The following is a 26,128-nucleotide window of genomic DNA, read 5'->3' as shown; positions in this document are numbered from 1 at the left end:
CGGGCGCTCGATGCAGCCGGAGGTCTCGATGGGCCGGGAGGACACCAAGCCCGCAGGTGCACGGCTGCCACGGCTGCGACTGGACGAGCTGCTCGACGAGGTCCAGGTGCGTATCGACGAGGTGCGTGGCACCAGGGACCGGCTCAACGGGCTCCTCGAAGCCGTCATGTCCGTGGGCCGCGAACTCGACCTGCCGCAGGTGCTGCGCGACATCGTGGAGTCGGCTGTGACTCTGGTGGACGCCGAGTACGGAGCCCTGGGCGTCATCGGTGACGACCGGAAACTCTCCGAATTCGTCCCCATCGGCATCGACGACGAACTCCGTGAGCGGATCGGCGCGCTGCCGTCCGGACACGGCATCCTCGGCGAACTGATCCGCAACCCCAAGGCGCTGCGCCTCGCCGAGCTGTCCGAGCACCCGGCCTCGTACGGCTTCCCGGCCCAGCATCCGCCGATGCACACGTTCCTGGGCGTCCCCATCCGGGTCCGCGACGAAGTGTTCGGCAACCTCTACCTCACGGAGAAGCGCGGAGGAGCCGACTTCGACGCCGAGGACGAGGCCGTCGTGACGACTCTGGCCGTCGCGGCCGGCATCGCCATCGAGAACGCCCGCCTCTACGAGGAGGGCCGCCTGCGTCAGCGCTGGCTGGCCGCCAGCTCCGACTTCACCAGCGCCCTTCTGTCCGGTGCGGAGGAGGCCGAGGTCCTCGGCGGAATGCTGGAGCAGGCGGTGGACATCGCGGGCGCCGACATGGGGGTCTTCTACCTGGTCGGACCGGGCGGCGAGCTGCGGGGCTCGCTGGCCAGCGGCGAGGGCGCCGAGACGCACCGGGGCGTCGTCCTCCCGAACAGCGAAGGAACCCTGGTCGAGGCCGCCCTCGCGCAGGACGGTCTGGTCACGGTCGCCGACGTCGAGAACGAACCGACCATCACGATGCAGACCGAACGGTGGAAGGGGTACGGACCGGCAGTGGCCGTCGCGGTCGGCACCAAGGAGCAACTCAGAGGGGTGCTGATCCTCGCGCGGTGTCACGGGCGGCCCGCCTTCGCGACCGTCGAGGTCACCGCGCTTCCCGGATTCGCGGGCCAGGCGGCACTGGCGCTCGAACTGGCCGACCGCCGTCGTGACGCCGAACAGATCAGCCTTCTGGAGGACCGCGACCGGATCGCCCGAGACCTCCACGATCTGGCGATCCAGCGCTTGTTCGCCACGGGGATGACCCTGCAGAGTGCCCGGCGCTTCGTCGAGCACCCGGAGGCCGTGGACCGACTGGCCCGGGCCATCGACGATCTCGACGCCACCATCAAGATCATCCGATCGACGATCTTCGGCCTCCGGGAACACGACACCCCGGGAACCGCCCCGAAACTGCGAAGGCGCCTGGTCAAGGCCGTGGATTCGGCGGCGACGACGCTCGGATTCACTCCGGCGCTGCGAATGGAGGGCCTGATCGACACCGACGTACCGACGGAAGCGGCCGAGGAGGTGCTCGCCGTCCTCGGGGAGGCCCTCACCAATGTGGCACGGCACGCCCGGGCCCGAACGGCGGAGGTGTCGATCGTGGCCGACGACGGCGTGCTGGCGGTGACGGTGAGTGACGATGGCGTCGGCATACCGCACGGCGGCAGCCGCAGCGGATTGCAGAACCTGTCCGAACGGGCCGAGCGGCTGGGCGGCACGCTTTCGGTCCACGCACGAGCGGCGCCCGGCAGCGGCACGGTCCTCGAGTGGCGGATCCCACTCTCGACCGAGCTGAAATGAAGGCTTCTACGTCCCCTCGGCGTCGTGCTCGTGGACCTGCGCGGCGATGACGGCCGCCTGTACGCGGCGTTCCACGCCGAGCTTGCCGAGGAGCCGGGAGATGTGGTTCTTGACGGTCTTCTCCGACAGATAGAGCCGCTTCGCGATCTGCCGGTTGGTGAGCCCCTCGCCGATGAGTTCGAGTACCGACCGCTCCCTGTCGGACAGCACAGCGAGCCGCTCGTCCTCCGGAGGATTCGCCGCCTCGGGGTCGCGAAGCGAGTGCATCAGCCGGGCCGTGGTGGCCGGATCGAGCATCGACTGCCCGGTGGCCATGGTCCGTACCGCCGCCACCAGATCCGACCCCTTGATCTGCTTCAGGACGTACCCGGCCGCCCCAGCCATGATCGCGTCGAGAAGAGCGTCCTCGTCGTCGAACGACGTCAGCATCAGGCACGCCAGGTCAGGCATTCGAGACCGCAGCTCCCGGCACACCGAGATGCCGTCCCCGTCGGGCAGGCGCACGTCGAGGACCGCCACGTCCGGCCGCAGGGCGGGGCCCCTGGCCAGTGCCTGCTCCGCCGTCGCCGCCTCGCCGACCACTTCCATGTCGGGCTCGTCGTCGATCAGGTCGCGAAGGCCCCGGCGGACGACCTCGTGGTCATCGACGAGGAAGACCCGTGCGGGTGTGGCGGCTGCCGGCAGATCGGACATGGCGACCCCTGCGGTCGGTGGGTTCGTATCCGCCCCCACAAGGATTGTCCGTCATGCGGCGTCTTCGTGGGCACCGAGAGCCATCCGCACGTCGACAACACCCTCCACCGCCCGGTCACGGCCGGGCTCGACATGAGCTCCCCGGCCCGCAGGGCTCCGGCCTTGGCCGCTTCGGCGAATTCGTCCGACGGTGACGCCGCCGGGCGCGGCGGCCGCGTCGACGGTGCCTGGGGGAGTGCCGCCGTCTTCCGGCACGCGGTCGAAGAGTCCTGGCTGGTCCACGCACGCGACACGCGTGGGGTGAGGCCGACGGACGACGGTCACAGCGCTCTTCGGCCGCACCTGCGTCTGACGGAGGCGGCGCTGACAGCCGTCTGAGGCCTGGGACACGTGAGGCCTACCCCTCCGAGGCGCCACCACCACGTGGGGTGTGGCGCCGAAGCGTGCCATGCGCGGCCCGCCCACCGGCCCGCTATATCTTCCGGAGAGCGCGGAGTCCCCCTCGCCGCCCTGCTCGCGGACGCCGGGCCCGCAGGACGGCGACAACCACCCCGCACTCGACCGGAAGGGCCCGCCACCGTGACCGGACGCATCACCGAGCCAACCGCGAGCCCGAGTCAGCAGGAGGCCTTCGGTGAGGCACGCTGGCCGATGGCCACGGCCGTCGTCACCGCGATGGCGCTGACCATACTGCTTCCCGACGACCTCCGTCTGGCTCCGCGCTGGGTTCTCCCGGCCGTCGAGGGACTGCTTCTGCTCGCGCTCATCGCCGGCGACCCGGGCCGGATCGACCGGCGCTCGACGGTGCTGCGTACGATGTCGATCGCCTTGGTGGGCGTTCTCGCGTTCAGCGCTGTCTGGTCCACCATCCAGCTGATCGACGACATCCTCCACGGTGGCAAGGAGACCGCATCCGCCACCAGCCTGCTGCGGTCGGGCGGCACCGTGTGGGCCTCTACCGTTCTGGCCTTCTCCTTGCTGTACTTCGAACTCGACAGCGGCGGGGCCGCCGCCCGCGCCCACCACATGCCCCGTACGCCCGCGCTTGCCTTCCCCCAGCAGCTCAGCCCCGAACTGGCAAGCGTCGGCTGGCGGCCCCGCTACGTCGACTACCTCTACCTCGCGCTGACCAACGCCACCGCGTTCAAGCCCCACCGACGTGATGCCCCTGGCGCCCTGGGCCAAGATCGCCATGGGCGTCCAGTCCCTTGTCTCCCTCCTCATCCTCGGGCTGGTGGTGGCCCGCGCCGTCAACGTCCTCGCCTGAAGCAGCGCCAGGACGGGCCTTCACAGGGGCTCCGTCCAGCCGTTTCGTACGGTGTGAGCGCCCAGAGCACCAGAAGTGGATCCGGCAAGGCGGCGGACGGAGCCTTCCTGCTGGTCGGAAGCATTCAGCCCGGACAGGTTGTCCAGGATGACGTAGATCGGGGCGCCGTCCGGGCGGGCCGCGACCAACACCTTCGTCTGCGCAACGCTGACCGCTGTGAAGCCCTGAGCGCCGTCGGGACACGTCCGCCCTGAAGACGTTGACGCCCCACACGTGACTCGGATGCCGCACGCTTGTCGGCGTTTCTTATGTCCTTTTTCTGACACTCTGCTACTTCATATGCCTGATAGGGCGCTGGAACGTCCCCCAGGGGGTGCGGGTGAACGCGGTGAAGCGGAGCCGGACGAGGAGGGCCGCGGCGGGAGTCTCGGCCGTGGTGCTCCTGCTGATCACGGGGTGCGACGTGCCGGGGGTCTACCGGCCCGCCCGCCCCGCGAGCGGCGGTCCGTTCACCTTCTACGTGAGTCCGGACGGCGACGACGAGAACGACGGCATGTCACCGGAGAAGCCCTGGCGGACCCTGGACCACGCGAACTCCGCGAACTTCCAGCCCGGTGACAGGCTCCGGCTCAAGGGCGGCGAACGGTTCCGCGGCAGCGTCACCCTGGAGGAGGGCGAGGCGGGCAGCGCGGCGCGGCCGGTGGTGATCGAGTCGTACGGCAAGGGCCGGGCCACGATCGCGCCCCGTGGCACCTCCGGCATCACCGTGCACGACACCGCGGGTGTGGAGATCAGGAACATCGCGCTGGTCGGCGACCGCAAGGCGTTTCGCGAAGGTGTCGGGATCGCCTTCCGTGCCACCCGCCCCGGGGAGCGGAGGCTCGCCCACGTCAGGATCGTGAACGTGGAGGCGCGCGGCTTCCAGAACGGGATCAGCGTCGGCGCGGAAGGCGACGCCGTCACGGGCTACAGCGACGTGCGCGTCAGCGATGTCTCCGTGCACCACAACCTGGAGGCCGGACTCGTCTTCTACGGACCGGAGTTCAAGGCGGACAGTCCGGTCTACGCGCACTCCGGGCTGCGGATCGAGCGGGTCACGGCGTCCTCCAACACCGGTGACCCGGGCAGTGACAGCCGCAACACCGGAAGCGGCATCGCCCTCGGCAGCGTCCGGGACGCGACGGTGCTGCGCTCGGTGGCCCATGACAACGGCGCGCGCTCCGCGGCCGACGCCGAAGAGGGCCCCGAGGGCATCTGGGTGTACGACGCCACCGGCGTGGTTCTGGAGAACAACCGCTCCTACCGAAACCGGACCGGATCCCGGGTGGACGGCGGCGGTTTCGGCCTCGACAACAATGTGTCCCGATCGGTCATGCAGTACAACCTCGCCTACGGCAACGACGGGCCGGGGTTCCTCGTCTATTCCGGAAAGGCGACCGGCGCCCACCGGGACAACGTCGTCCGTTTCAACATGAGCTGGGACGACGCGCGGAAGCTCCCCGAGTACGGTGGCATCGTCGCCTACGGCTCCCGGATGAAGAACGTGGACATCTACAACAACACGGTCGTGATGCGGACCAGGGATCTCGCCTCCGCGGAGGCGGCGGGAAGCCGGCCCCCGGCTCTGCGGCTGCGCGACGGCATGACCGGCGTGAGTGTCCACGACAACATCCTCGCCACCGACGGGGGTCCCCTGATCGAGACCGAGTCGTCGTACCTCCCCGGCACGCACCAGTTGCGGGGCAACGTCTACTACAGCGAGGGCCCCTGGTCTCTGGGCTGGGGGAGTCGGCGCTACACCGACCTCGCTGACTGGCGTACCGCCTCCGGTCAGGAGCTCCTCGACGGTGAGCCGACCGGCACCGGCGACGACCCGTGCCTGCGCGCTCTGACCGTACCCGTCGCCGACCCCGCCGGGGCCGAGAACCTGGTGCCGCGGTGCGAGGGCGAGGTGTCCGTGAGCATGGGCCCGCAGGCATCCGGCGTCGACGCGGGCCCCGTCGACTACTTCGGCAACCGGCTCCCGGACGTCCTGCGGCCCGGCGCCGCGCAGTAGCGCACCGCCCACCGAGCCGGACACCGAGGCCTCCGGAGCCGGCGCGGGCCGGCTCCCCTCGATCTCCCCGGCGCGTTCCCCGCGACGTCCTCGGCGGCCGGACGTGCCATGGCGCCGATCCGCCCGCCCGGTCCAGTACGCCGACGCCGCCCCGCCCGCCCGGTCCAGGACCGGGCGGGCGGGGCGGCGTCGGCGTACTGGAGGCGGTCTAGGCCCTGCCGGTCGGCAGCGCCGGGGACAGGGTGGTGGTGCGGTCCGCCTCGACGGCCGGCGAGGCGATCGTGGCCCGCAGCGGCTCCCCCGCCCGAGCGGCCGGCGGCCGGTCCGCCGGCGCGGGACGGCCGAGCGCCTTGACGGTCCAGCCGGCGGCCCGCCACTCGTCGTGCGGTAGCGCGTTGCGCGCGTCGACGAGGACCGGCGTGCGGACCACCAGGGCCAGCTTCACCGGGTCCAGCTCGCGGTACTGCTCCCACTCGGTGAGGTGCAGAACGAGCTCCGCTCCCTGGCAGGCCGTCAGGAGGTCTGCCTCGCAGCGCAGTTCCGGGTGGGTGCGGCGCGCGTTCGCGGTGCCCTCCGGATCGTGCACCCGGATGTCGGCGCCCTGCCGGTGCAGCGCCGCCGCCACCGCCAGCGCCGGCGAGTCACGCACGTCGTCGCTGTTCGGCTTGAAGGTGGCGCCCAGGACGGTCACCCGGCGGTTGGTCAGGTCGCCCCCGGCCAGCCGGCGGGCGAGGGCGACGGTCCGCGTCCGCTGCCGTTCGTTGATCTCGTCGACCTCGTCCAGGAAGGCCACCGCGGGGCCGACGCCGAGCTCCTGGGCGCGAGCGGTGAAGGCCCGGATGTCCTTGGGCAGGCAGCCGCCGCCGAAGCCGAGGCCGGCGTTGAGGAACCGTCGGCCGATCCGGGTGTCGTGGCCGAGGGCGTCGGCGAGGGTGACCACGTCCGCGCCCGCGGCGTCGCAGACCTCGGCCATCGCGTTGATGAAGGAGATCTTCGTGGCGAGGAAGGAGTTGGCCGCGACCTTCACGAGCTCGGCCGTGCTCGGGTCGGTGCCGATGTACGGGACGCCCGCGTCCAGCATCGGGGCGTACAGCCGGCGCAGCGTCTCGTCCGGCTCCCGGCCGACCGTGCCGACGACGATCCGGTCCGGCCGCAAGGTGTCCTCGACCGCGAAGCCCTCACGCAGGAACTCGGGGTTCCACGCCACGTCGGCCCGTACGCCCGACGGGACGAGCCCCGCGATGCGGGCGGTCAGGCGCGCGGTCGTGCCCACCGGCACGGTCGACTTGCCGACCACCAGACACGAGGCCGGCAGATGCGGCACGAGCCCGTCGACGACGGCGTCGACGTATCGCAGGTCGGCCGCGTGGGAGCCGGCCTGCTGCGGCGTGCCCACGCAGATGAAGTGGACCTCGCCGTGTACCGCCGCCTCGCGCAGACTGGTTCCGAAGCGTAGCCGTCCGGAGGCGAGGGCGCGGGTGAGGACCTCGTCGAAGCCGGGTTCGTAGAAGGGGGGCCGGCCCTCGGCAAGGGCGGCGATCTTCTCGGCGTCGACGTCGACACCGAGGACGTCGTGTCCGATGTCGGCCATGCACGCGGCGTGCACAGCTCCGAGGTAGCCCGTTCCGATGACGGTCAACCGCATACGGTGTTCTCCTGTCTGAGCGCGGGTGGGGTGTACGACGCGACGGGTCAAGGCGCGTAGCCGTGCGGATTCTGCTGCTGGAAGGTCCACGCGTCACGGCACATGGCGGCCAGGTCGTGCCGGGCGGTCCAGTTCCAGGCCGAGGCGACCTTCGTGGGGTCGGCGACGAGTTCGGCGACGTCGCCGGGTCGGCGCCCGGTGACGCTGTGCGGGATCGGCTGCCCCGACACCTCCTCGAAGGTGCGTACGAGCTCCAGGACGGACGCGCCGCGCCCGGTGCCCAGGTTGAAGACCCTCATGCCCGGCTCGTCGTCGATGTGGTCCAGGGCGGTGCGGTGCCCTTCGGCGACGTCCACGACGTGGACGTAGTCGCGGATCCCGGTGCCGTCGGGGGTGGGGAAGTCGTCGCCGAAGACGCTGAGTTCGTCGCGGCGGCCCACGGCGATCTGGGTGAGGAACGGCATGATGTTGTTCGGCACGCCGCTCGGGTCCTCGCCGAGGAGTCCGGTGGGGTGGGCGCCGGCCGGGTTGAAGTACCGCAGGGCGAGTACCCGGAGCTCGGGCACATGCCGGCAGACGTCCGCGAGGATCTGCTCGCAGGTCCACTTGGTGGTGGCGTACGGGTTGGTCGGCGCCGCCGGCGACTCCTCGGTCAGCGGGACGGTCGTGACGTCGCCGTAGATCGAGCAGGAGGACGAGAACACCAGCCGGTGCACGCCGTGGTCGTGCATGGCCGAGACCAGGGCCGTCGTGCCGCCGACGTTGATGTCGTAGTACGCGAGCGGGATCCGCACCGACTCGCCGACCGCCTTCTTCGCGGCGAAGTGGATCACCGCGTCGATCGGGTGGCTCGTGAAGACGCTGTCGAGGGCCCGCCGGTCCCGTACGTCCGCGACGTGGGCCGCCGCGATGGGGCGGCCCGCGATCTTCGCGACCCGTTCGAGGACCTCGGGCGAGCTGTTGGAGTGGTCGTCGAGCACGACGACCTCGTGTCCGGCGCGGAGGAGCTCGACGCAGGTGTGGCTGCCGATGAAACCGGCGCCGCCGGTGACCAGGACGGTCTGGGGCACGGGAACCTCATTTCTCGATCGGTCGCAGGGGCCTTCACCAGGCGTAGAAGCCGGTGAGGTAGGCGGGGAAGACGACGGCCGCGAGCCCCAGCGGGAACAGCGACAGCAGGCCCGCGAGGAGCGGCAGTGCGGCCGTGCGCAGCGCCCGGACGGCGGGGACCCCGGTGGCTCGCGCGGTCTCCTTGACGTGCAGCGCGCCGATCGCCAGCGTCACCGCGGTGTACGAGGCGGAGCCGAGGAGGCAGAGGAAGACGTAGCCGACGGCGGGACCGGTGAACTGGCCGACGAGGGCCGAGCCCGACAGGAAGACCGTGATGAGCAGGTACGGGGCGACGGCGCGCAGCGGAAGCGGCTCCAGGCCGTCGCGCCTCTTCGGGGTGACCTTGAAGGTGACCTGGCGGGGCCGCAGCTTCTGGATCACCGCGGCCAGCACGCCCCAGGCCACGTACGGCCACCGGGAGAGCCCGAAGAGCCAGATCTCCCAGCTGAAGACCGGGGCGTCCTTGGGGCGCGTCAGGCCCCGGCGGCGGCAGAGCAGCGTCAGCAGGATCAGCCAGACGGACAGGCTCCAGAAGTGCGTCAGGAAGGCGAAGTAGTTGACGTCGATCCAGGGAGCGCCGGTGATCGCGGCGATCGGCGGCAGCAGGACGCCCATGACCGTGGCGCCGGCGAGCAGCGGGTAGTACATCAGCGCCGCGGCGAAGCGCGCCCGGAGCCTCAGGGGCATCCGGCCCAGGTGGCGCGGCAGCATGCCCAGGAGCATGACGGCCAGGCTGCGGGACCACTGGAACTCCTGGGTGATCATCGCACCGAAGGTGAGGGGACCTTCGCCGTGCGCGTCCGCGTCGATGGCGAACGCGCCCTGCCAGCCGGCCGAGGTCAGCAGGAAGGAGGTGGAGAAGTCCTCGGCGAGTTCGGGGCCCAGACCGCCGATGTCCCGCAGCGCCTTCGTCCGGACGGCATAGTGCGAGCCGATGCAGACCGGGGCGAGGCCGGCGGAGTGGCCCAGCTGCACGGGCCCGTGGAACATGGCCTCACGGTGCAGCCGGCCGCGGGCCGCCCAGGACTCGTCGGCGTTGGAGTCGCAGACGCTGGGGGCCGCGACGTAGCCGACGGCAGGGTCGGCGAAGGGGCGGACGACCTCGGTGAGGTACGTGGGCGCGGGGACGTGATCGCAGTCGAGCTGGGCGACCACGTCGTACAGGTCGTAGCCCCAGTGGTCGTAGAAGAAGGCGAGGTTGCCCTCCTTGCACCGCGTGCGCCGGGGCCATTGGGCCCGGTGGTAGTCGGCGCGGCCACGCCGGCTGGAGACGTTCACGTCATGGGCGCGGCACCAGTGGAGGATCTCCTCGGTGGGGTCCTCGTCGCAGAGCCAGACGTCGTAGGTGTGCGGGAAGTCCTGGTGGAGCATCGCCTCCAGGGTGCGGCGGGCGATGTCCCAGCCCTCGGACGGGGCGCGGGTGACCACGAACGCGGTGCGGAGGCCGGGCACCTCGACGGCCGGATCGAAGCGGCGCATCCGTAGCAGCGCGACGAGGAAGTGCAGCGGCAGATAGGTCAGGTACAGCAGGAGGGCGCTGTTGATGATCAGCCCTGTCCAGCCGATGCGGTGGGACGGTTCGAACCACCAGACCCAGAACCAGACCAGGCAGGCCGCCCAGCCGAGGGACAGCAGCGCGACCAGGAAGCGGTCGGAGCGTGAGAACGCCCGGACGAAGCTGGACGGGCGGGTGGTGAATCCGTGTGCCGGGCGCGCGAGGACGGGGCCGTCCGGGCCGATGGAGGCCACCGCGCCGTTCGACAGGCTGTGGATCTCCGCGCCCAGCGCCTCCCACTCCGCCGGCGAGCCGGGAGCCGGTGAGGGGAGCGGGGGTTCCTGGGCGGTGCCGGTCCCATGGGCGGGACCTTGCTCCAACGACGTCATGGCAGCAGGTTCTCCAGGCGTTGCGACGGGGTGAGAGGCCCGGGGGAGGAGGCCCGGCGGGCTCGGGGCCGCGGCGGGACCGGCAGGAGGCCCGCCGCGGCCCTTGGGTCAGCCACCCGCGACGGTGGCCCCGGGCGCGGAGGCCGCGACGCCGGTGGCGGCGCCGGCCGGGCCGGGGATCGACTGCGGCGTGAGGGGCGCCGGCGTCGCCGCGGCCAGGGGGACCGTCTCGTCCTGGCCGCCGCGGATCGACGCGGCCGAGGCGACGAGGCGATCCGGGTGGGCGCCGAAGTACGCGACGGTGCGACGCAGGCCCTCGGTGATGTCGATCTCCGGCTCCCAGCCCAGTACCTCGCGGGCGCGGGTGATGACCGGGCGGCGGCGGACCGGGTCGTCGACCGGCAGCGGGTGGTGCTTCACCTCGGAGGACGAGCCGGTCATCTCCAGTACGATGCGGGCGAGTTCGGAGACGGAGCGCTCGACCGGGTTCCCGAGGTTGAAGGGTCCCAGTTCGGAGGAGTCGAGCAGCGCGACCAGGCCTCGGACCAGGTCGTCGACGTAGCAGAAGCTTCGGGTCTGCCCGCCGTCGCCGTAGATGGTGAGCGGTTCGCCGGTCAGGGCCTGGGTGATGAAGCTGGACACCACACGACCGTCGTGCGGGCGCATGCGGGGGCCGTAGGTGTTGAAGATCCGGGCGATGCCGACGTCGACTCCGTGCGTGCGGCGGTACGCGGCGGAGACTGCCTCGGCGTATCGTTTCGCCTCGTCGTAGACGCTGCGGGGGCCGATGGAGTTGACGTTGCCCCAGTACGTCTCCTCCTGCGGGTGGACCAGCGGATCGCCGTAGATCTCACTCGTCGACGCGAGGATGAAGCGCGCGCTGTGACGCAGGGCCAGGTGGAGGGCGTTCTCGGTGCCGCGGCTTCCGACCGCGAGCGTCTCCAGCGGGTGGCGCAGATAGTCGGGAGGGGAGGCCGGGGAGGCCAGGTGGGCGACGGCATCGACGTGGCCGGCGACCTTCACGGACTCGCTCACGTCGGCGTGCTGGAACTCGAAGGCCGGGTGGGCCAGGAGAGGAGCGATGTTCTCGGGGTCGCCCGTCGAGAAATTGTCGAGGCACACCACGGAGTCGCCGCGCCGCAGAAGCGCCTCGCACAGGTGTGACCCAAGGAAACCACCGCCACCGGTCACGGCAACGCGCATGTGTTCTCCAGGGATGAGAAGCGGAATGAATTAAAGATCCGCTCGCACGGATAATCGAACGACGGAATGACCTGAAGATCCGAAAAACAGAGCCATCCCGGAAGACGCAGAACGAGAGTATGGGCATGTGTGGTCATTTCTGCGGAAGCGATTCGCCGGCTGGGCTGATCGGCGGGTGACGTGCGGGGGAGCGTTCGGCTCCACCGCGCAGTTCGTGGTTAGGTCGCATGCCGAACGGCGTAATCAGACGGTGTCACCCGCACGTGTCTGAATCGGTGTGCGAGACCGCCCTCGGACAACCCTCGTGCCCGCCGCGTCGGAGGACGGTCGGAATCGACGCTCCCTCAGGTGCCTGTCGACAGCTGATGCGGTCGGTTGTGGACGGTGAGGGGTGCTGGTCATGCGGACCGACGCACCGTTCTGGGGCTCGCTGGTGTTCGAAGGGATCGACGAGGTGGAGGCCGAGGCGGCACGGCCGCGTTCGGTACGGTCGAGGTGGTCGGCGGACTGCCCGCGCCGGACGTTCGCCGAGCCGTTCTCCCGGCTGGCCGCCCCGTACGCACGGTTCACCACGCGGCTCAACCACGCCCCGGAGCGAGTGGGGATCGCTCTGACCGGCTCGGATGCCGGCACGGCGCCCTCGGATCTCCGGGCACTTCGCCCCGGCCGGCTTCAGGTCCAGAGCTGTTCGCCGAGGACTGCGGTGCTCGGGGCGCCGGGCAGGACGTAGGCCACGGCCGAGGCCCGGTGTTCGAGGAAGGGGTTGAGGGCGTCGCGGGCGGACAGGCGGTTCTGGACGCGGGTGAACTGCTCCGGGTCGCGCATGAACGCGCAGAAGAGGAGTCCGCGGTCGGCCGGGCCGTCGTCGTAGCTGTAGCTGCGCCGGAGCATACGGGCGCCGCGGTCGAAGCGCGGGCTGGCGAGACGCACATGGGCGGTGGCGGGGATGACGTAGGAGCCGTTCGGGTTCTTGGCGTAGACGTCCGGCTCGTCGTGCTCCGCCGTGCCGCTGAGCGGGGCTCCGTCGCGCATACGGCGCCCCATCGCCCGGTCGCGGTGCGCCTCCGGGAGGGCCGCGAAGCCCGCGACGTCCATGTGGATCCTGCGGTAGACCAGCACGGTGCCGTTCCGGTGGGCTCCGGGTGGGCCCCAGACCCACCGCTCGGCCGCCGTCCGGTCGGGATTGGCGGTGCCGTCCTTGGAGCCGAAGAGGTTGCGGGGGGTGGTGCCGGGGGCCGTGTGAGGGAGGAAACCGGACTGGGTCCAGCGCGTCGTGGCTCCGGCGCCGTGCGCGGCGGCGGCGACGAGCTCGGCGACGACGGTGAGGGTCCAGCGGTCGACCGCGCACAGCTGGACCAGGAGGTCGCCGTCGCTGCGGCGCGGGTCGAGGCGGTCGTCGGGGAAGGACGGCAGTTCGGTGAGGGAAGCGGGGACGCCGAGACGGAGGCGGGCGGCGAGCGCGGGCCCGACGCCGACCAGCGAGGTGAGCCGGGTCGTGTCACCGCCCTGGAGCCGGGGGTCCGGCGGGGCGCCGGACGCGGCGGCGGCGAGCGTGCCGGTCAGCGCGCCGAGGACGTCGCGCAGGGTCGTCCGGTCGGCGGTGGCGGAGGTCCGCGGGAGGTCCAGGGAGAGCAGCTGCGTGGCCGGTTGCTGAGGGGCCGTGACGCCCAGCTGCCGGGGACCGTGGAAGGGGATCGGACCCGCGGGGGCGCCGTCGGAGGATCGGCCGTCCGCGCGGTCGCCGCGCGCCAGTTCACCGCCCGCCGCGCCGATCCCGGCCGCGAGCACCGCTCCGCCGGCCAGAAGTGCCCGGCGCCGCCCCACCCGGGCCGAGGGCCGGGATGAATCCTGTTCTTTTCCCTGATCGGTGGGCATGGGCTCATTGGAGACGATAAAACAACATCCATGCAAATCCTGTGTTCACGAGGCCCGTTGGCACGTCCGGGCGGCCCATCGGGCGGGTGGAGGACGGCTCGGCGGCTGTCGGTGCTCGTCGTCGCGGTCGCGTTGGCCGCCACCGGCTGCTCCGGTCCGGAGACGGCGTCCTCCGACGCGCGGCATCCCGCCGGGAGCGTGCTGCGTGTCCCGGGGGACTACCCCACCGTGCAGGAGGCGGCGGACGCCGCGCGCGAGGGCGAGACGGTGCTGATCGGTCCGGGCGTGTACCGGGAGAGCGTGCGCGTCACCAAGCCCCGTGTGGTGCTGCGCGGAACGGACCGCAACAAGGTGGTCTTCGACGGCGGTGTGCGACTGGCCAACGGCATCACCGTGACCGGTGCGGGCTCGGTGGTCGAGAACCTCACCGTGCGCGGCTATCTCGCCAACGGCGTGCTGTTCACCGGCGTGACCGACGAACGACTGCAACAGCGCGGCGCCGGAGGCTCCGCCTACGACCCGCTGGACACCAAGCGCTTCCCCGCTCTCCGGGGCTTCCGCGCGAGCCGGGTGACGGCGTACGACAACGGCCTGTACGGCATCTACGCCTTCGACGCGCGCGACGGCGTGATCGAGGGCTCGTACGCCTCCGGGCACGCCGACTCCGGCATCTACGTCGGCCAGTGCAAGCCCTGCGACACCGTCGTCCGGGACAACACCGTGGAGCGCAACGCCGTCGGCGTCGAACTGACCAACGCGTCGGACCGGTTGTTCGTGCTGGGCAACCGGGTCGCCCGTAACCGGGTCGGCATCACGGTCAACTCCAATGACCTGGAGGCCCTCGCCCCGCAGCGCGGCGCGGTGATCGCCGGTAACGCGGTCGTCGACAACAACGCGCCCGACACGCCCGAGCAGGCGGACGGGGGCTTCGGCATCGGGATCGGGATCGGCGGCGGCACCGGGAACCGCGTCCAGCGCAACCTGGTCCGGGGCAACCGGGCGGCCGGGGTGGTCGTGACCGATCCGCCGGGCCATCCGGCGAGCGGCAACCGCGTCGAGGACAACCGCGCCACCGGCAACGGCACCGATCTCGTCCTGGCCTCGGCCGACCCCGGCAACTGCTTCACGGGCAACCGGCCCGCCACGCAGAGCCCCGCCTCCCTGGAGCGTCTCGCGGGCTGCGGCACCCCCCGCCGCGGTGAGGTGCCGTCCGAGGGCCGGACGACCCCGGTGCAGGTACCACCCGGCATCCCGTTCGACGAGGTACCGGCCCCGCCCGCCCAGCCGCCCCTGTCGGACCCAGGGGCCCCGGGCCGTCCGGCGACCGGTCTGCCCGGGGCCGTCGACCCGGCCGCCTACCCGCTCCCGGAGAACGCGGAGGCCGTGCCGCGCGCCCGCTGAGTACGATCCGGGCGGTCCGAGGCGGGGGTTCGACCGGTCGTCTCCCACGGCCCCGAGCCGGCCCGGGCGGTCCGAGACGGGGCTCGACCGGTCGCCCCCACCGCCCCGAGCCCGGTCCGGCAGGTCCGCGGCACCCCGTTCCAGGGTGGAGGGACGTGCCGGGGCCAGGAGCCGGATCAACGCGTGATCCACGGCGCCTCGGGGAGCTTCGCGCGGCCGTCGCGTCCGAAGAACTCCAGGGTGGCCGGGACACCCAGTCCCGGCATCCGCATCGTCACCCGTCGCAGCCCGCCGTCGCCGTCGACCCAGTACGTCAGCGGCGACCGTCCGCCGTCCGGTCCCGTGCCCCGGGCGGCACCCTGGGCCCGCGGCCCCGCGAACCGGTCGTAGTCACGGCCGTCGAGGCGTTCGCGCGCCAGCCAGCGCGCCCCGGACTGCGCGAGCAGCAGCGGGTTGTCGGGGCGGTCCGCGCCCAGCCCGATCAGCAACTGGAGCCCCGCGTCCAGCGGGTCGGACGTATAGGAGCGCCCGGACCAGCCGGAGCGCGGGACACGCTCGGCCTGCTGCCAGAACGGGCTGCCGTCGCCCTCGGGCGCGGGTGCCAGGCCGAGGCCGCCCGCGTCCCAGACGATCAGCCCCTGGTCGAGCCGCTTCGACGGGGGGCCTGCGGCTCCCGAGGGCCGCGATGTCCCTGAGGCACCGGTGACCCGGTACGTCCCCACGGCCCTGTGGTTCCGGTAGTCCACGACCCCCTGGACCCGCACCACCACGTCGCCGCCCTCGGCGGTGGTGAGGGTCACCGCCACGGGACTGGCCCGGTAGAGGCCCAGCCGGGACAGCGCCAGCCTGGACGCCTCCTCCGTCGTCACCGGCCGGTCCGTGACGGTGCCGGCGGAGAAGGCGCGCCAGGCCACCAGGCCGCCCACCACGGCGCCGCACGCCGTGATCGCGGCCAGCGTTCTGAACCAGAGGGCCCGGCGCGGCTCACGGACGCCGGGCTTCCTCTTCTTCCTCATCATGTGCTCGCTCTCCCTCGTCGGTCGCACAGGAGGGCGGGTTCACGGACCTCTGGTCCGTGAACCCGCCCGAGCCGGACCGGATGGTCACCGGTGCCGGTCGCCCCGCTCAAGCGCTAGGGCTGCTGTCCCTTTCGCTTGCGCCGCATCGTCACGACCAGCGCCGCGCCGAGGACGACGAGCGCACCGCAGCCCGCCGCCAACGGACCCGCCAGGCTGGTGCCGGTGGCCGCCAGACCACCCGAGCCGGAGCCGTCACCCGGGGCGCCCGGTGCCCCCGGCGCACCAGGGGGTCCCGGTTCACCGGGAGCGCCCGGTGCCGGCGTGGTCGGCTTGGGCTTCGACGTCGGTGTCGGCTTGGGCGTCGGCTTGGAGAGCCGCTTGTTGACCGCCGTCACCGAGACCCCGCGGTCGAGGTTGTCGGAGGTCAGCACCAGCGGCCCGAACACCGGCTCCTTCGGAAGGGCGTAGCCGTCCGGCGCCTTGACCTCCTGCCAGTAGTAGGTGCCCGTCGTGCCGGTACCCCCGCAGCGTCCGTCGCCACGGGTCACGCAGGGTCCGCCCACCCGGGTGTCCGGTGCGGCGCCGGAAATCTGCAGGCCCTCGGAGCCGTTCGTCTCCTTCCACAGCTGGAACGTGGCACGGGCCAGGGTCTTGCCGCCCTGGTCCTGTTTGACCAGGCGCAGCGCGCCCTCCTGCTGCCGGAAGCCGAAGTCGTACGTGTGGTCGTTCTGCCCCGGCCCGCCGGTGGTCAGCGCCCGTTCGGGGAACCTCCCCCCTGGCGGGACGACGCCCTTGGAGTCGATGAAGCGGTTGTCGCCGACGCCCGCCTTGGTGGGCACCCACTGATGGAGCGGCCCGTCCTTGGCGTAGTCGGCCGGGTTGTCGAGCCGGATGGTGTACTTGGTCTTCGGCTGGAGGCCGCCGGCGACGTTGGAGTCGTCGAAGTAGTACTCGCCGCGCGGCGACGTCACCGTCGTCCCCACGAGCTTGCCGGTCTCGTCGTACAGGTGGACGGTCGCGCCCGCGACCGGCCGCTGGCCCGGTTTCTGGAGGCCGGTGCGCTCGGGGTCGTACCAGACCCGGTTGCCGATCTGGAGCGGGGCGCGGTCGCAGAGCACCTCCAGGTCGCCCATCGAGGCGCCCTTGCCGAACGGGGCCACCGAGCGGGCCGGGTTGAGACGCAGACCGGACTTGGGGTCCTGGCTGCCGTCCCGCTTGTTGAAGGTGGTGCCGTATCCGAAGGCGGTGCTGTTGGGGTCGAAACCCGAGGTCGCGATGGTGTCCTCGACCTTGGAGAACGCCATGCCCGCGAAGGAGGCGTTGTGGTGGGAACCCATCCGGCTGGTGTCGAAGAACCGGGTGCCCCGAGGGGAGAGCCCGCAGCCGTTGTTGGTGTCCATCACGTACGCGCCGTCCACCAGGCAGGCCTTGTTCAGGTCGCCGCCGGACATCACGGTGCCGACCGAGCCGGAAGCGGGTCCCGCCGGTGCGCGGTCGGCGAAGCGGTCGCGGAACGCCAGCAGCATGGAGCCGTCGGACTCGAAGTCGACCTCGCCCAGCTGCGGTTCGGGCTGGGCGATGTAGGTCGCGCACGCCTGGCCGTTCTGGGAGGTCGGGTAGGTCCCGGTCCAGGGGAACCAGCCCGCTCCGTCGCACGGCGGCGCGCCGACCGTGGACTGGCGCGGGTAGTCCAGTGGCTGGTCGAGGACCGGCCGCTGGAACGCGCCGGTGGCGATGTCGAAGGGGAGGACCACGGCACGCAGATCCGAGGACTTCCCGGTTGACTCACCGGAGCACACCCCGCCGACATAGCCGACGCCGTCGTGCAGGCCGAGGCCGAACGGACGCCAGTCCGCCGCCGCCGGACAGCCCGGATCGGGGATGGCCGTGGCGGCCTCGGGCGCCGACGCCGTCGCCGCCTTGGCGTCGTAGCGGTAGAGCTTGCGGTTGTTGAGGTTGACGACGAGCAGGTCCTGCCCGTCGTCGGTGACCTTGATGCCGCCCAGGCTCTCCTTTCCCGGCACGGTCAGGAAGGCGTCGTCGGTGCCCGGGCCGTGCGCGGTGGTGCCCGCGTCCGGGACGACCGTGAAGAGGGTGGTCTTCTTCTGCGCCAGGTCGGTCACGTAGATTCCCCCGGCGCCGCCCGGACCGTAGTCCGTGGTGCGCTTGGCCACCGCCGAGGAGAACACCCGCTTGTCGGCCTTGCTCCACGCGATGCCGTACAGGGTGCCGGTCTCGGCGTTGGTGGCGACGTTCGTAACGTTGACGTCGACGCCGTCCTGGCCGCGCGCCGAGTAGGGGAAGGAGACCAGCGTGCGCTGTGTCCCGCCCTCACGCGTGGCGGGCTGGCAGGTCGTCACCAAGGGCGCGTTCTTCTGGCAGTAGTCGGCGGGGCTCCACAGTCCGGTGGTGTAGGCCACGCTCTTGCCGCCGGAGAGGTCGACGAACTCCTCGTTGCTGCTGAGCCGGTCGGGCGCACCCTCCAGCCCCTGACGGGAGGCGAAGGCCGGGAACAGCACACCCGGCTTCGGGTTGACCACCTGGACGCGGTACTTGCCGTTGGCGGCCCCGGCCTCCGGAGGAGTGAGCGTCACGGTGCCGTCGGCCGCCGTGACCTCCTCGACGCCCACTCCCGCGTCGTCGGTGAGGGTCACCCTGACGCCGGCGATGCCCGGCTCCAGCGCGGGTGTCCACACACCGCTGTCGTCCACGGCCCGGATCACCCGGACCGTCACGGATCCTTCATCTGCCTGCGAATACGCCGCAGGAGCCACGGCTAACGTGCCACTGCCGATTCCCAAGGCGAGCAGGCCCAGACAGCCGACGGTACGGCGGCCGAGCACGCCCCACCGAGGCCTTCGCGGGTCGGGCGTGGCTCTCTTGGCGGCGTCATATGTGAATGTCATCCCCTGCTCTCAGCACTGTAAGGGGCTTTCGCCCGGCTCATGAGGGAGTACACAGAGATGCGGATAACCGTCTCGTCAGCGATCTTAGGGGGGCTTTACATAACATCGTGAAGGAATGAAGAAAACATCCTCCGCACGCCCCTCCTTCGGCGGCCTTTTCCCAGGCCGCAGGCGCGAAAGCGATTTCAGGGGATGTTCCGCTACGCGATTGACGCCACACTGTTCGCCCTTAGAACATTCTGACGCCCGCGAGGTGGTCCGGAACTCCGGAAGGGCCCTGGGGCTGACCCGACCCATGCTGTTGCCCCGGTGACTCCGCGACCGCTCCCCAAGATCTGTGCCAGAACCGAGAAACGAGAGTGCGTATCGGTCGCTGTAGAAAGCGGCGATTGATTGACTGACGACAATATGTCGCCGAGTTCGGGGAGCATGGCGTCGGCGTGTCCTGCTCACCGCATGACCGCGATCCAGACGTCGAGAACCCCGCTCGTGCGCCACGGGGAGGGGCAGCGCCCGAGCGGGGTGTCATGCGGTCAGTCGGCCAGCGGGACGGGCTGATCCGGGTTGTCCAACCATGTGGTTCCACTGGTGGCGTTGACCGTCAGGCCGAACCGGTCGGGTCCGGGCCGGCCGGTGTGGGTCCACCAGGCGTACGCGGTCTCCACCTCGTTCCGCAGGTGACGCGGGCCGTGCTGCCACGGCGGAAGGGCGGTGGTCGATGCGTCGGTGCACGGTCCGCGAACGTCCGCCCTCGCACGATGCACGCGAAGTGCTCGTCGCTGTCTTCGGTCCGGTACGCGAGACGGCCGCAAGGGCCGATAAGGAGCACGGGTCGTGCTCGGTGACCACGAACCCCGTCTGTACCAGGATTCCAAGCACCTGCATGTGCACGAGGTCTTCCGGGGCGAGAACGCCGAGCAGATTCTCGGTGCCTACGGCCACCACGACGGCTGACGCTAGCCGCGCCGGCGCGGACGGTCGGCGAGGCAGAGTCCTCGAACGACCACCACTCGAAGCCGCTGACCTCTTCGGTCCGGAGCGCGGGGCGGCACTGGGAAGCTCCTGGTCACCTGGCTCGTTGTGACGGCCGTTAGGAACGGTTCGCATGCCTCGGCACCTGACTGTAGACCGGTGACCGCGCGGACGGTCAGCGCGCTGTCCGGCGACGGGAGGGCTGGAGTGACCGCGGGCTCCGGCCCGCTGTACGGTCGGGCGGATACCGCAGCCGTCGAGGTGGGAGCCGAAGTGGAATCGGATCATGTTCCCGACTGGTTCTGGGAAGTCCTGGAAGCGACACGACCGCGTCTGTCTGCCCTGGAGTCGTGGCTGGGGTCGCAGCCCCGGGAGGTTCTCGAGGACTTCGCGCTCGCCTACCTGGACGCGGCAGAGGCGCTGGTCGACTTCTCGAAAGGCGTGAGCGTCGACGGGGACATCTGGTCCGAGGACAGTACCGAAGACCTGTGCATGTGGGTGGTCGGGCAGGGCCGCGGACTGTGGCGGCTGGTGACGGCAGGGGAACTCGGCCTGGAAGAGGTCGCGCAGGCGTATCTCGGCCGTACGTCACTGCTCCCTGACGAGGTGGCTCCCTGGGACGGGGCTGTCACGGACCCGGAGCACAGGGGCTGTCAGTCCCCCGAGACCATCGTCTACAGCGTCTACCGGACACGCTTCGCCGAAGAGCTGTCGGAACGGCTTCTGGGCGCCTGAGGATGCTGTCGGGCAGGCTGCGGAAACGCGGCGGGGCTTCCGGCGGATGCAGCGGTTGTCGATCCGGCCGCGCCGCCAGGAGCCCCGCGTCGTTCCACCCTGCCCGAGCTCCGGGTGTCAACTCCGCTTCAGAAGAAGCATGTTCTCGCGTGGGCTGTCGGTTCGGTCGGGGCGCCACCACCTGCCGCCGGCGGTACCCGTCGGACATGATTGACTTCGAGGTTCGTCAGGACGAGCAACGCGCGCAGGAGGCGGGTGGCGCGGGCGGGATCGGCGCGGCGTTTGGTGAGGATCCGCCAGTTCTTGAGGTGGGCGAAGCCGTGTTCAACCGGTGCGCGTCCGATGGCGAGGACGCGGTTGGATCTCCCCGCCCTTCTTGGCGGCCTTCTTCAAGGCACGGTCCAGGCGTGGGGCCTGCGCGGCGAGCAGGCCGATCAGCTCGTCGCGCCAGCGGCGGACGGTGGACTCGGACACGTTGTTGCGCCGGCCATGTCGGCCAGGCGCTGGTGTCGTGACGCAGCACGGCTAGGACGATCACCGCGATCCTTCCAGGCGGCAGGATCCGCCACCCGGAACGGATCAGCTTCGGATGGCGTCGCAGCAGACCGGCGAGGTGGATGACGGTGCGCGTGGACAGCGATATACGGCACTGGTAGTAGGTGCGCAGGAATTCTCGGCAGGCTCTTCGGTCTTCTTCACATGGCCTCAACGGCACCTGAAACAGCACCAGTTACGCCGCATCTCATCGGCTCCGACGTGGGAGGGTGGTCTTTGGCCCCCGTCCGGAGCCGTTGAACAAGAGGCGGGGCACGGTTGGAGGCGTGAGTGAAGGGCCCTGATATGTCCCGCGGTGCGCGTCTGGCCGCCCACGGCGCCGTTTCCACATCGCTGGCGCTGTACAGCGACCGCGGTCTGCGGGAGTTCGTGGACGCCGGCGCACCGCTGGGGTCGGGCATCGGCGGGAGAACGGTCCTGCTGGACGTCGAGGGAACCCGGGTCTTCGTCAAGCAGGTACGGCTGACCGATCTGGAGCGACGGCCGGAACATGTTCAGTCCACCGCAGACCTGTTCGGACTCCCGGCCTTCTGTCACTACGGCATCGGTACCGTCGGCGGCCCGGGGTTCGGGGCCTGGCGGGAGTTGGCCGCGCACACCATGACGACGAACTGGGTGGTCGCGGGAGACTACGAGGGATTTCCCCTGATGCACCACTGGCGGGTGATCCCAGACTCCGGCCGGCCGTTGCCCGAGGAACTGGCCGATGTGGATCGAGCTGTCGCCTACTGGGGAGGCGGATCAGCGGTACGCCGGCGGATCGAAGCTCTCCAGCATTCCACGGCAAGCCTTGTGCTGTTCCTGGAATACATCCCGCAGAACCTGCACGACTGGTTGGGCGTCCAGATCGGCGCCAGCGACGAGGCGGCCGAGCGGTCCTGCGCCATGGTCGACGACGAGCTGAAAGCCGGCATCTCGTTCATGAACGCCCGCGGGCTTCTGCACTTCGACGCCCACTTCGAGAACATCCTGACCGACGGCCGACAGCTCTTCTTCACCGACTACGGCCTCGCGATCTCCTCACGCTTCGACCTCACACGGGACGAGGCCGAGTTCTTCGACCAGCACCGCACCTACGACCAGTACTACGCCGTCACCCACCTGGTGAACTGGCTGGCCGTCGCTCTCTACGGACACACACCGGAAGAACGCAGAACGTTTGTGAATGCGTGCGCCCAAGGGGTGCCTCCGGAGGGGGTTCCCGCGTCGGTCGCGTCGCTCCTTGTCCGTCACGCACCCGTCGCCGCGGTGATGGGCAACTTCTATCGCGAGTTTCAACAGGAGAGCCGAGCAGCTCCCCATCCGCTGGCGCGGCAGCCGGTCACAGGCGGGTGGTGAACCCGCCGTCGGGTAGCTTCCGCAGACCTGCCGGGCCGCGCCCGCCCAGGCGCAGAACCGTCTGGACCTCCCGCCGCAGACGCCTCCGGGCCTCCCCGAGCGGCAGGACCGCTTCTGACCGACGTGGCTCACCGAGCGTGACACGGGGCCCCCGCAGTGCTGCGGGGGCCCCACGGGCGTCACCGGTGCGACGGCGGCACCGCCGGTCTTCGGCCTGCCGTCCCTCAGGTCCTTCGGGACCGGCGGAAGACGGTCAGGGCGTAGCAGCCGAGCAGGACCACGGTGAAGGTGAGCCCGACGCCCGCCGCCTGGCGCATGTCCGGGACCTCGATCGCGGTGGCGGCGACGGCCAGCACGCCGGCCCCGGCCACGAGGGCGAGCCTGCTCCCTCCGGGGATGCTGAACCCCGTGAACTCTTCGGGATGCGCGTCCCGGTGGCGCCGGAAGGCGACGTACGAGGCGAGGATCAGCAGCCAGACGAGCAGTACGGCGAAGAGCGCGATCGACATCAGGATGCCGAAAACGCCGGCGACGTCGTAGAAGGCGAGCAGCGCGGCGGCCGCGATGCCCAGGGTGGAGGCGGCGAGGGCGTTGGCCGGGACGCCGCGCGAGGTGAGACGGGCCAGGGGCGCCGGGGCGAGGCCGTCGTCGCCGAGGGAGTGCAGGAGCCGGGAGGCACCGTACAGGTGGGCGTTCGCGGCGGAGACGGCCGCGACGAGCACGACGAGGTTGGTGAGTGTCGCGGCGGCGGGCACGCCGATGTCGGAGAAGACCCGTACGAACGGGCTCGCCTCGACACTGCCGTCACCGGCGGCCAGACGCTGCCACGGGATCAGAGCCACGACCAGGGTGATCGCCAGGACGTAGAAGACGCTGAGCCGCCAGGCGAGCTGGCGCATCGCGGTGCGGATGGAGCGCTGCGGGTCGGTGGCCTCGGCCGACGCGATGGCGACGACCTCGAATCCGGCGTACGCGAACATCACCACGGACATGGCGATCCAGACGGACTTGGGACCGTGCGGCACGAACCCGCCGTCGTCGGTGAGGTGCGCGAAGCCGGTGGCCTCGTGGTCCGGCAGGCCGAAGAACACGAGGAAGGCGGCACACAGGATGAACGCTCCGAGCGCGGTCACCTTGATGGCGGACAGCCAGAACTCGGTGGTGCCGAAGGACTTCACGTTGATGATGTTGACCGCGAGCACCAGCGTCGCGATCGCGAGGATGGCCGCCGACATCGGCACGCCGGGCCACCACCAGCGGATGTAGAGCGCGGAGGCGACGACCTCCGTACCGATGACCACGACCGCGCTGAACCAGTACGTCCAGCGGGTGACGAAGCCGGCCCAGGGGCCCAGGTACCGGTGCGCGATGGCGCCGAACGAGCCCTGCACCGGATGCGCGGCGGACATCTCGCCGAGCAGGACCGCGATGACGGCGACCAGGACGGCGCCGATCGCGTACGAGATGATCACCGCGGGTCCCGCGGCGGATATCGCCGACCCGGAGCCGAGGAACAGGCCCGTCCCGAGCGCGGAGCCCAGGCCGATCATCGTCGTCTGACGATGGGTGAGGGAGCGGACGAGGCCCGTGTCCTTCACGGGCTCGCCGTGCGCGCCGACAGATGAGGCGGGAGGGGGAGGCGAGGCGGGAGCCTGAGAGGGCGTGGGGGCCTGGGCGGGTCTTTCCGGAGCGGCCATGGCGGGTGTCCTTCCGTACGGGTGCGGGGCGGGAGTGCTGCGGGGGGCGGGAGCGGACGGGGCGGATCCGCGATCAGAACTCGCTGGTGCGGAAAGGCTTCTCGGGCCGGTTCAGGTCGGGCTTGCCCAGCACCTTCGGCGAGGACAGCGCGTAGATGCCGTGGTTGGTCAGCACCCAGGCGATGTTGCGGTCCCACTCCACGTACACGCCGTGCGTCTGGTTGCCGTACGCGTAGTCCGGCGTCCCGGTGCCGTACGCCTTCGGCACGAAGTACGCGTCGATCTTCGGCGCGGCCGGGTCGGAGACGTCGAAGAACTGGACGCCCGCGTTGTAGAAGCCGTAGCCGAGCACGCCGGGGGTGTGCCGTCCGGGGTTCGTGTAGGAGCCGGTCCGCTTGGGGCCGAAGCTGCCGCGGCGCTGGCAGAAGTCGGTGAAGCCGGCCGACGGCGGCGGGGTCGGGCGGGGCAGGACGCCGACGACGCGGGGGTTCTTCGGGTCCTTGGCGTCGATCTGGTAGACGTCCTTGTACGGCTCGTAACAGTCCTCGGTGAGGGGGTAGCCGGAGTAGTAGATGATTCCGGTCCTCTCGTACTGGGAGACGTCGATGTTGTCGCCCTCGGTGCCCGAGACGGACGGCGGCAGGTCCAGGTGGCTCACGGTCCTCATGTCGGACGGGTTCGAGATGTCGAGGACGGTCAGGCCGTAGCCGCCCATGGCCGCGAACGCGTAACGCCCGCCCTGTTCCACGGGCTTGGGAATGAACAGCGGCATCCGCGCGCCCATCCAGCTGGTCCGGTTGCCGCAGCGCGGGTTCTTCCGGTACGCCGCGTCCTCACCCGTCCGCTGGCCCGGCAGGTGCCAGGTGTCGAGGAGCTTCGGGTGGGCCGGGTCGGCCATGTCCCAGGACTGGTAGCCCGCCGAGTGCAGGTTGGTGGGGTACTCCGTGCGGGAGTACGTGTCGTCGGGAGCCGTCGCGATGAACATGTACCGCCGGCCGGTCCAGTACGGCGTGTCGAGGGAGCCGGAGCCCTGCTGCGCCGTGTCGGGGTCGCTCCCGAGGGGGTCCTTCTGGGTGGCGTCGGTGGAGACGGTCGCGAGGAGCTTCCAGTCCTTCTTGCGGGGACCGTCCAGGCGGAAGACCTTGAAGCCCTTGAGCCCCGGCTTCTCCCGCAGCTTCCTGACGCCCTCCGGGTTGCTGTACTTGTCGTGCGCGGGGTCGTCGGTGAGCTCCTGGATCTGCCGCTTGTCCTCGAAGCTCTGCACCATGACGTACGCGCGGAGCTTGTCGTTCCACTGGATGGTGGAGGCGCCCCAGTAGTCGTTGGCCGCCCAGTCGCCGTTGGACCTCGTCTCGTCGCCGTCCACGTCCCCGCGGCTCATCCGCTCGACGACCTTCACCTTCCTCACGTCGGTGATGTCGTAGACGCGACCCTCGGAGCGGTCGTACTGGAACATGTAGCGGCGGCCGTCGAAGTCGACGATGTTCTGCCAGGTGTGGAAGTAGTCGGGGGTGAAGTCCTCTCCCTCGTAAGCGGCTTCGACCTTCATGTTCTTGATGTACGAGCGGGTGTCGTACGCCTCGTTGCGGCCCGGGAAGGAGTGCTCGTGCTCCTCGTCGACCGGGGTGAGGGCCGGGTGGCGGAAGGTGTCGTCCAACTGCATGCCGTACGCGCCGGGGTCCGCCGGCTCCGGGCGGCGGTCGGCGCAGACCTCGGGGATGTTCGGATCGCGGGTGGCGGCGGTCGCGGTGGTGGCGCCGGAAGCGCCCGGCACGAGCAGGGTCGCGGCGGTGGCGGCGGCGACTGCCGCGGCCAGGGTCGTTCGTGTGCGGAGGGATCGCATGGGCTGTCCTCGGGTTCTCGGCGGCGGAGAGTGGACGTGCGAAGGGGCGCCGGCCGCGCGGAGGCACGGCACGGCCCGCCGGTACGGAAAGGGACCGACCGGCGTGGACCCGGTCGCGCGGCGGTCACGCGGATGCGGTGACCTCGGGGATCGCGCGAGCCGGGTGG

The 26,128-nt window shown here is 70.9% G+C and carries 18 protein-coding genes; 7 read left to right on the top strand and 11 right to left on the bottom strand.

Annotated elements, in window-relative coordinates:
- The first annotated feature begins 28 nt into the window (after nt 1-28).
- Nucleotides 29-1,762 (top strand): sensor histidine kinase, encoded by a 1,734-nt coding sequence (locus tag V4Y03_RS31950; RefSeq protein ID WP_332437766.1) that lies wholly within the window; start codon nt 29-31, stop codon nt 1,760-1,762.
- Between the two features lie 6 nt (nt 1,763-1,768).
- Here the strand turns inward: V4Y03_RS31950 and V4Y03_RS31945 are convergent, their stop codons facing one another.
- The gene (locus tag V4Y03_RS31945) at nt 1,769-2,455 is read right to left on the bottom strand and encodes a response regulator transcription factor (RefSeq protein ID WP_332437500.1); all 687 of its coding nucleotides are present in this window, start codon (nt 2,453-2,455) and stop codon (nt 1,769-1,771) included.
- Nucleotides 2,456-2,521: 66 nt separating this feature from the next.
- Between V4Y03_RS31945 and V4Y03_RS31940 the strand changes: the two genes are divergently transcribed.
- The 3 genes from V4Y03_RS31940 (at nt 2,522) to V4Y03_RS31930 (ending at nt 5,778) form a co-directional block, all read left to right on the top strand.
- Nucleotides 2,522-2,833, top strand: a complete 312-nt coding sequence (locus V4Y03_RS31940) for a hypothetical protein (protein ID WP_332437499.1) — start codon at nt 2,522-2,524, stop codon at nt 2,831-2,833.
- A gap of 201 nt (nt 2,834-3,034) precedes the next feature.
- On the top strand, nt 3,035-3,976 hold the full coding sequence (locus tag V4Y03_RS31935; protein WP_332437498.1) for a hypothetical protein: 942 nt from the start codon (nt 3,035-3,037) through the stop codon (nt 3,974-3,976).
- Between the two features lie 179 nt (nt 3,977-4,155).
- Entirely contained in the window at nt 4,156-5,778 is a 1,623-nt protein-coding gene (locus tag V4Y03_RS31930) for a right-handed parallel beta-helix repeat-containing protein (protein WP_332437497.1), read from the top strand.
- Between the two features lie 208 nt (nt 5,779-5,986).
- Here the strand turns inward: V4Y03_RS31930 and V4Y03_RS31925 are convergent, their stop codons facing one another.
- The 5 genes from V4Y03_RS31925 to V4Y03_RS31905 all read right to left on the bottom strand — a co-directional run bounded on the left by V4Y03_RS31925 (nt 5,987) and on the right by V4Y03_RS31905 (nt 13,495).
- The gene (locus tag V4Y03_RS31925; RefSeq protein WP_332437496.1) at nt 5,987-7,423 is read right to left on the bottom strand and encodes a UDP-glucose dehydrogenase family protein; all 1,437 of its coding nucleotides are present in this window, start codon (nt 7,421-7,423) and stop codon (nt 5,987-5,989) included.
- A gap of 47 nt (nt 7,424-7,470) precedes the next feature.
- Nucleotides 7,471-8,493, bottom strand: coding sequence for a UDP-glucose 4-epimerase GalE (galE, locus tag V4Y03_RS31920; protein ID WP_332437495.1), 1,023 nt, complete (start codon nt 8,491-8,493; stop codon nt 7,471-7,473).
- 34 nt (nt 8,494-8,527) lie between these two features.
- Nucleotides 8,528-10,417, bottom strand: a complete 1,890-nt coding sequence (locus V4Y03_RS31915) for a glycosyltransferase family 2 protein (RefSeq protein WP_332437494.1) — start codon at nt 10,415-10,417, stop codon at nt 8,528-8,530.
- 108 nt (nt 10,418-10,525) lie between these two features.
- Complete coding sequence (locus V4Y03_RS31910) at nt 10,526-11,620, bottom strand: UDP-glucuronic acid decarboxylase family protein (protein WP_332437493.1); 1,095 nt, start codon at nt 11,618-11,620, stop codon at nt 10,526-10,528.
- A 672-nt stretch (nt 11,621-12,292) separates the two neighbouring features.
- Nucleotides 12,293-13,495 carry a Dyp-type peroxidase gene (locus tag V4Y03_RS31905; RefSeq protein WP_332437492.1) on the bottom strand — a complete coding sequence of 401 codons (1,203 nt, stop codon included), beginning with the start codon at nt 13,493-13,495 and terminating at the stop codon, nt 12,293-12,295.
- A gap of 111 nt (nt 13,496-13,606) precedes the next feature.
- On the opposite strand from V4Y03_RS31905, the gene V4Y03_RS31900 reads away from it, so the two are divergent.
- The gene (locus V4Y03_RS31900; RefSeq protein ID WP_332437491.1) at nt 13,607-14,896 is read left to right on the top strand and encodes a right-handed parallel beta-helix repeat-containing protein; all 1,290 of its coding nucleotides are present in this window, start codon (nt 13,607-13,609) and stop codon (nt 14,894-14,896) included.
- 176 nt (nt 14,897-15,072) lie between these two features.
- Here the strand turns inward: V4Y03_RS31900 and V4Y03_RS31895 are convergent, their stop codons facing one another.
- Nucleotides 15,073-15,915, bottom strand: coding sequence for a hypothetical protein (locus V4Y03_RS31895; protein ID WP_332437490.1), 843 nt, complete (start codon nt 15,913-15,915; stop codon nt 15,073-15,075).
- Between the two features lie 113 nt (nt 15,916-16,028).
- Nucleotides 16,029-18,650 carry an SdrD B-like domain-containing protein gene (locus V4Y03_RS31890; protein ID WP_332437489.1) on the bottom strand — a complete coding sequence of 874 codons (2,622 nt, stop codon included), beginning with the start codon at nt 18,648-18,650 and terminating at the stop codon, nt 16,029-16,031.
- A gap of 1,302 nt (nt 18,651-19,952) precedes the next feature.
- Here V4Y03_RS31890 and V4Y03_RS31885 point away from each other — a divergent pair.
- Nucleotides 19,953-20,528 carry a hypothetical protein gene (locus V4Y03_RS31885; RefSeq protein ID WP_332437488.1) on the top strand — a complete coding sequence of 192 codons (576 nt, stop codon included), beginning with the start codon at nt 19,953-19,955 and terminating at the stop codon, nt 20,526-20,528.
- Nucleotides 20,529-20,852: 324 nt separating this feature from the next.
- On the opposite strand, the gene V4Y03_RS31880 is transcribed toward V4Y03_RS31885, so the two are convergent.
- The gene (locus V4Y03_RS31880; protein WP_317875102.1) at nt 20,853-21,002 is read right to left on the bottom strand and encodes a hypothetical protein; all 150 of its coding nucleotides are present in this window, start codon (nt 21,000-21,002) and stop codon (nt 20,853-20,855) included.
- 366 nt (nt 21,003-21,368) lie between these two features.
- Here V4Y03_RS31880 and V4Y03_RS31870 point away from each other — a divergent pair, with 366 nt between their 5' ends.
- On the top strand, nt 21,369-22,421 hold the full coding sequence (locus V4Y03_RS31870; protein ID WP_332437487.1) for a protein kinase family protein: 1,053 nt from the start codon (nt 21,369-21,371) through the stop codon (nt 22,419-22,421).
- Nucleotides 22,422-22,645: 224 nt separating this feature from the next.
- Here the strand turns inward: V4Y03_RS31870 and V4Y03_RS31865 are convergent, their stop codons facing one another.
- Nucleotides 22,646-24,019, bottom strand: coding sequence for an amino acid permease (locus V4Y03_RS31865; RefSeq protein WP_317875100.1), 1,374 nt, complete (start codon nt 24,017-24,019; stop codon nt 22,646-22,648).
- A gap of 172 nt (nt 24,020-24,191) precedes the next feature.
- Nucleotides 24,192-25,961, bottom strand: a complete 1,770-nt coding sequence (locus V4Y03_RS31860; protein WP_332437486.1) for a hypothetical protein — start codon at nt 25,959-25,961, stop codon at nt 24,192-24,194.
- Nucleotides 25,962-26,128: the final 167 nt, after the last annotated feature.

The sequence above is a fragment of the Streptomyces sp. P9-A4 genome, from assembly GCF_036634195.1.
Taxonomy (GTDB): Bacteria; Actinomycetota; Actinomycetes; order Streptomycetales; family Streptomycetaceae; genus Streptomyces.
Note: the sequence above shows the minus strand (reverse complement) of the source record. Positions and strands in the feature narration are given on the sequence as shown.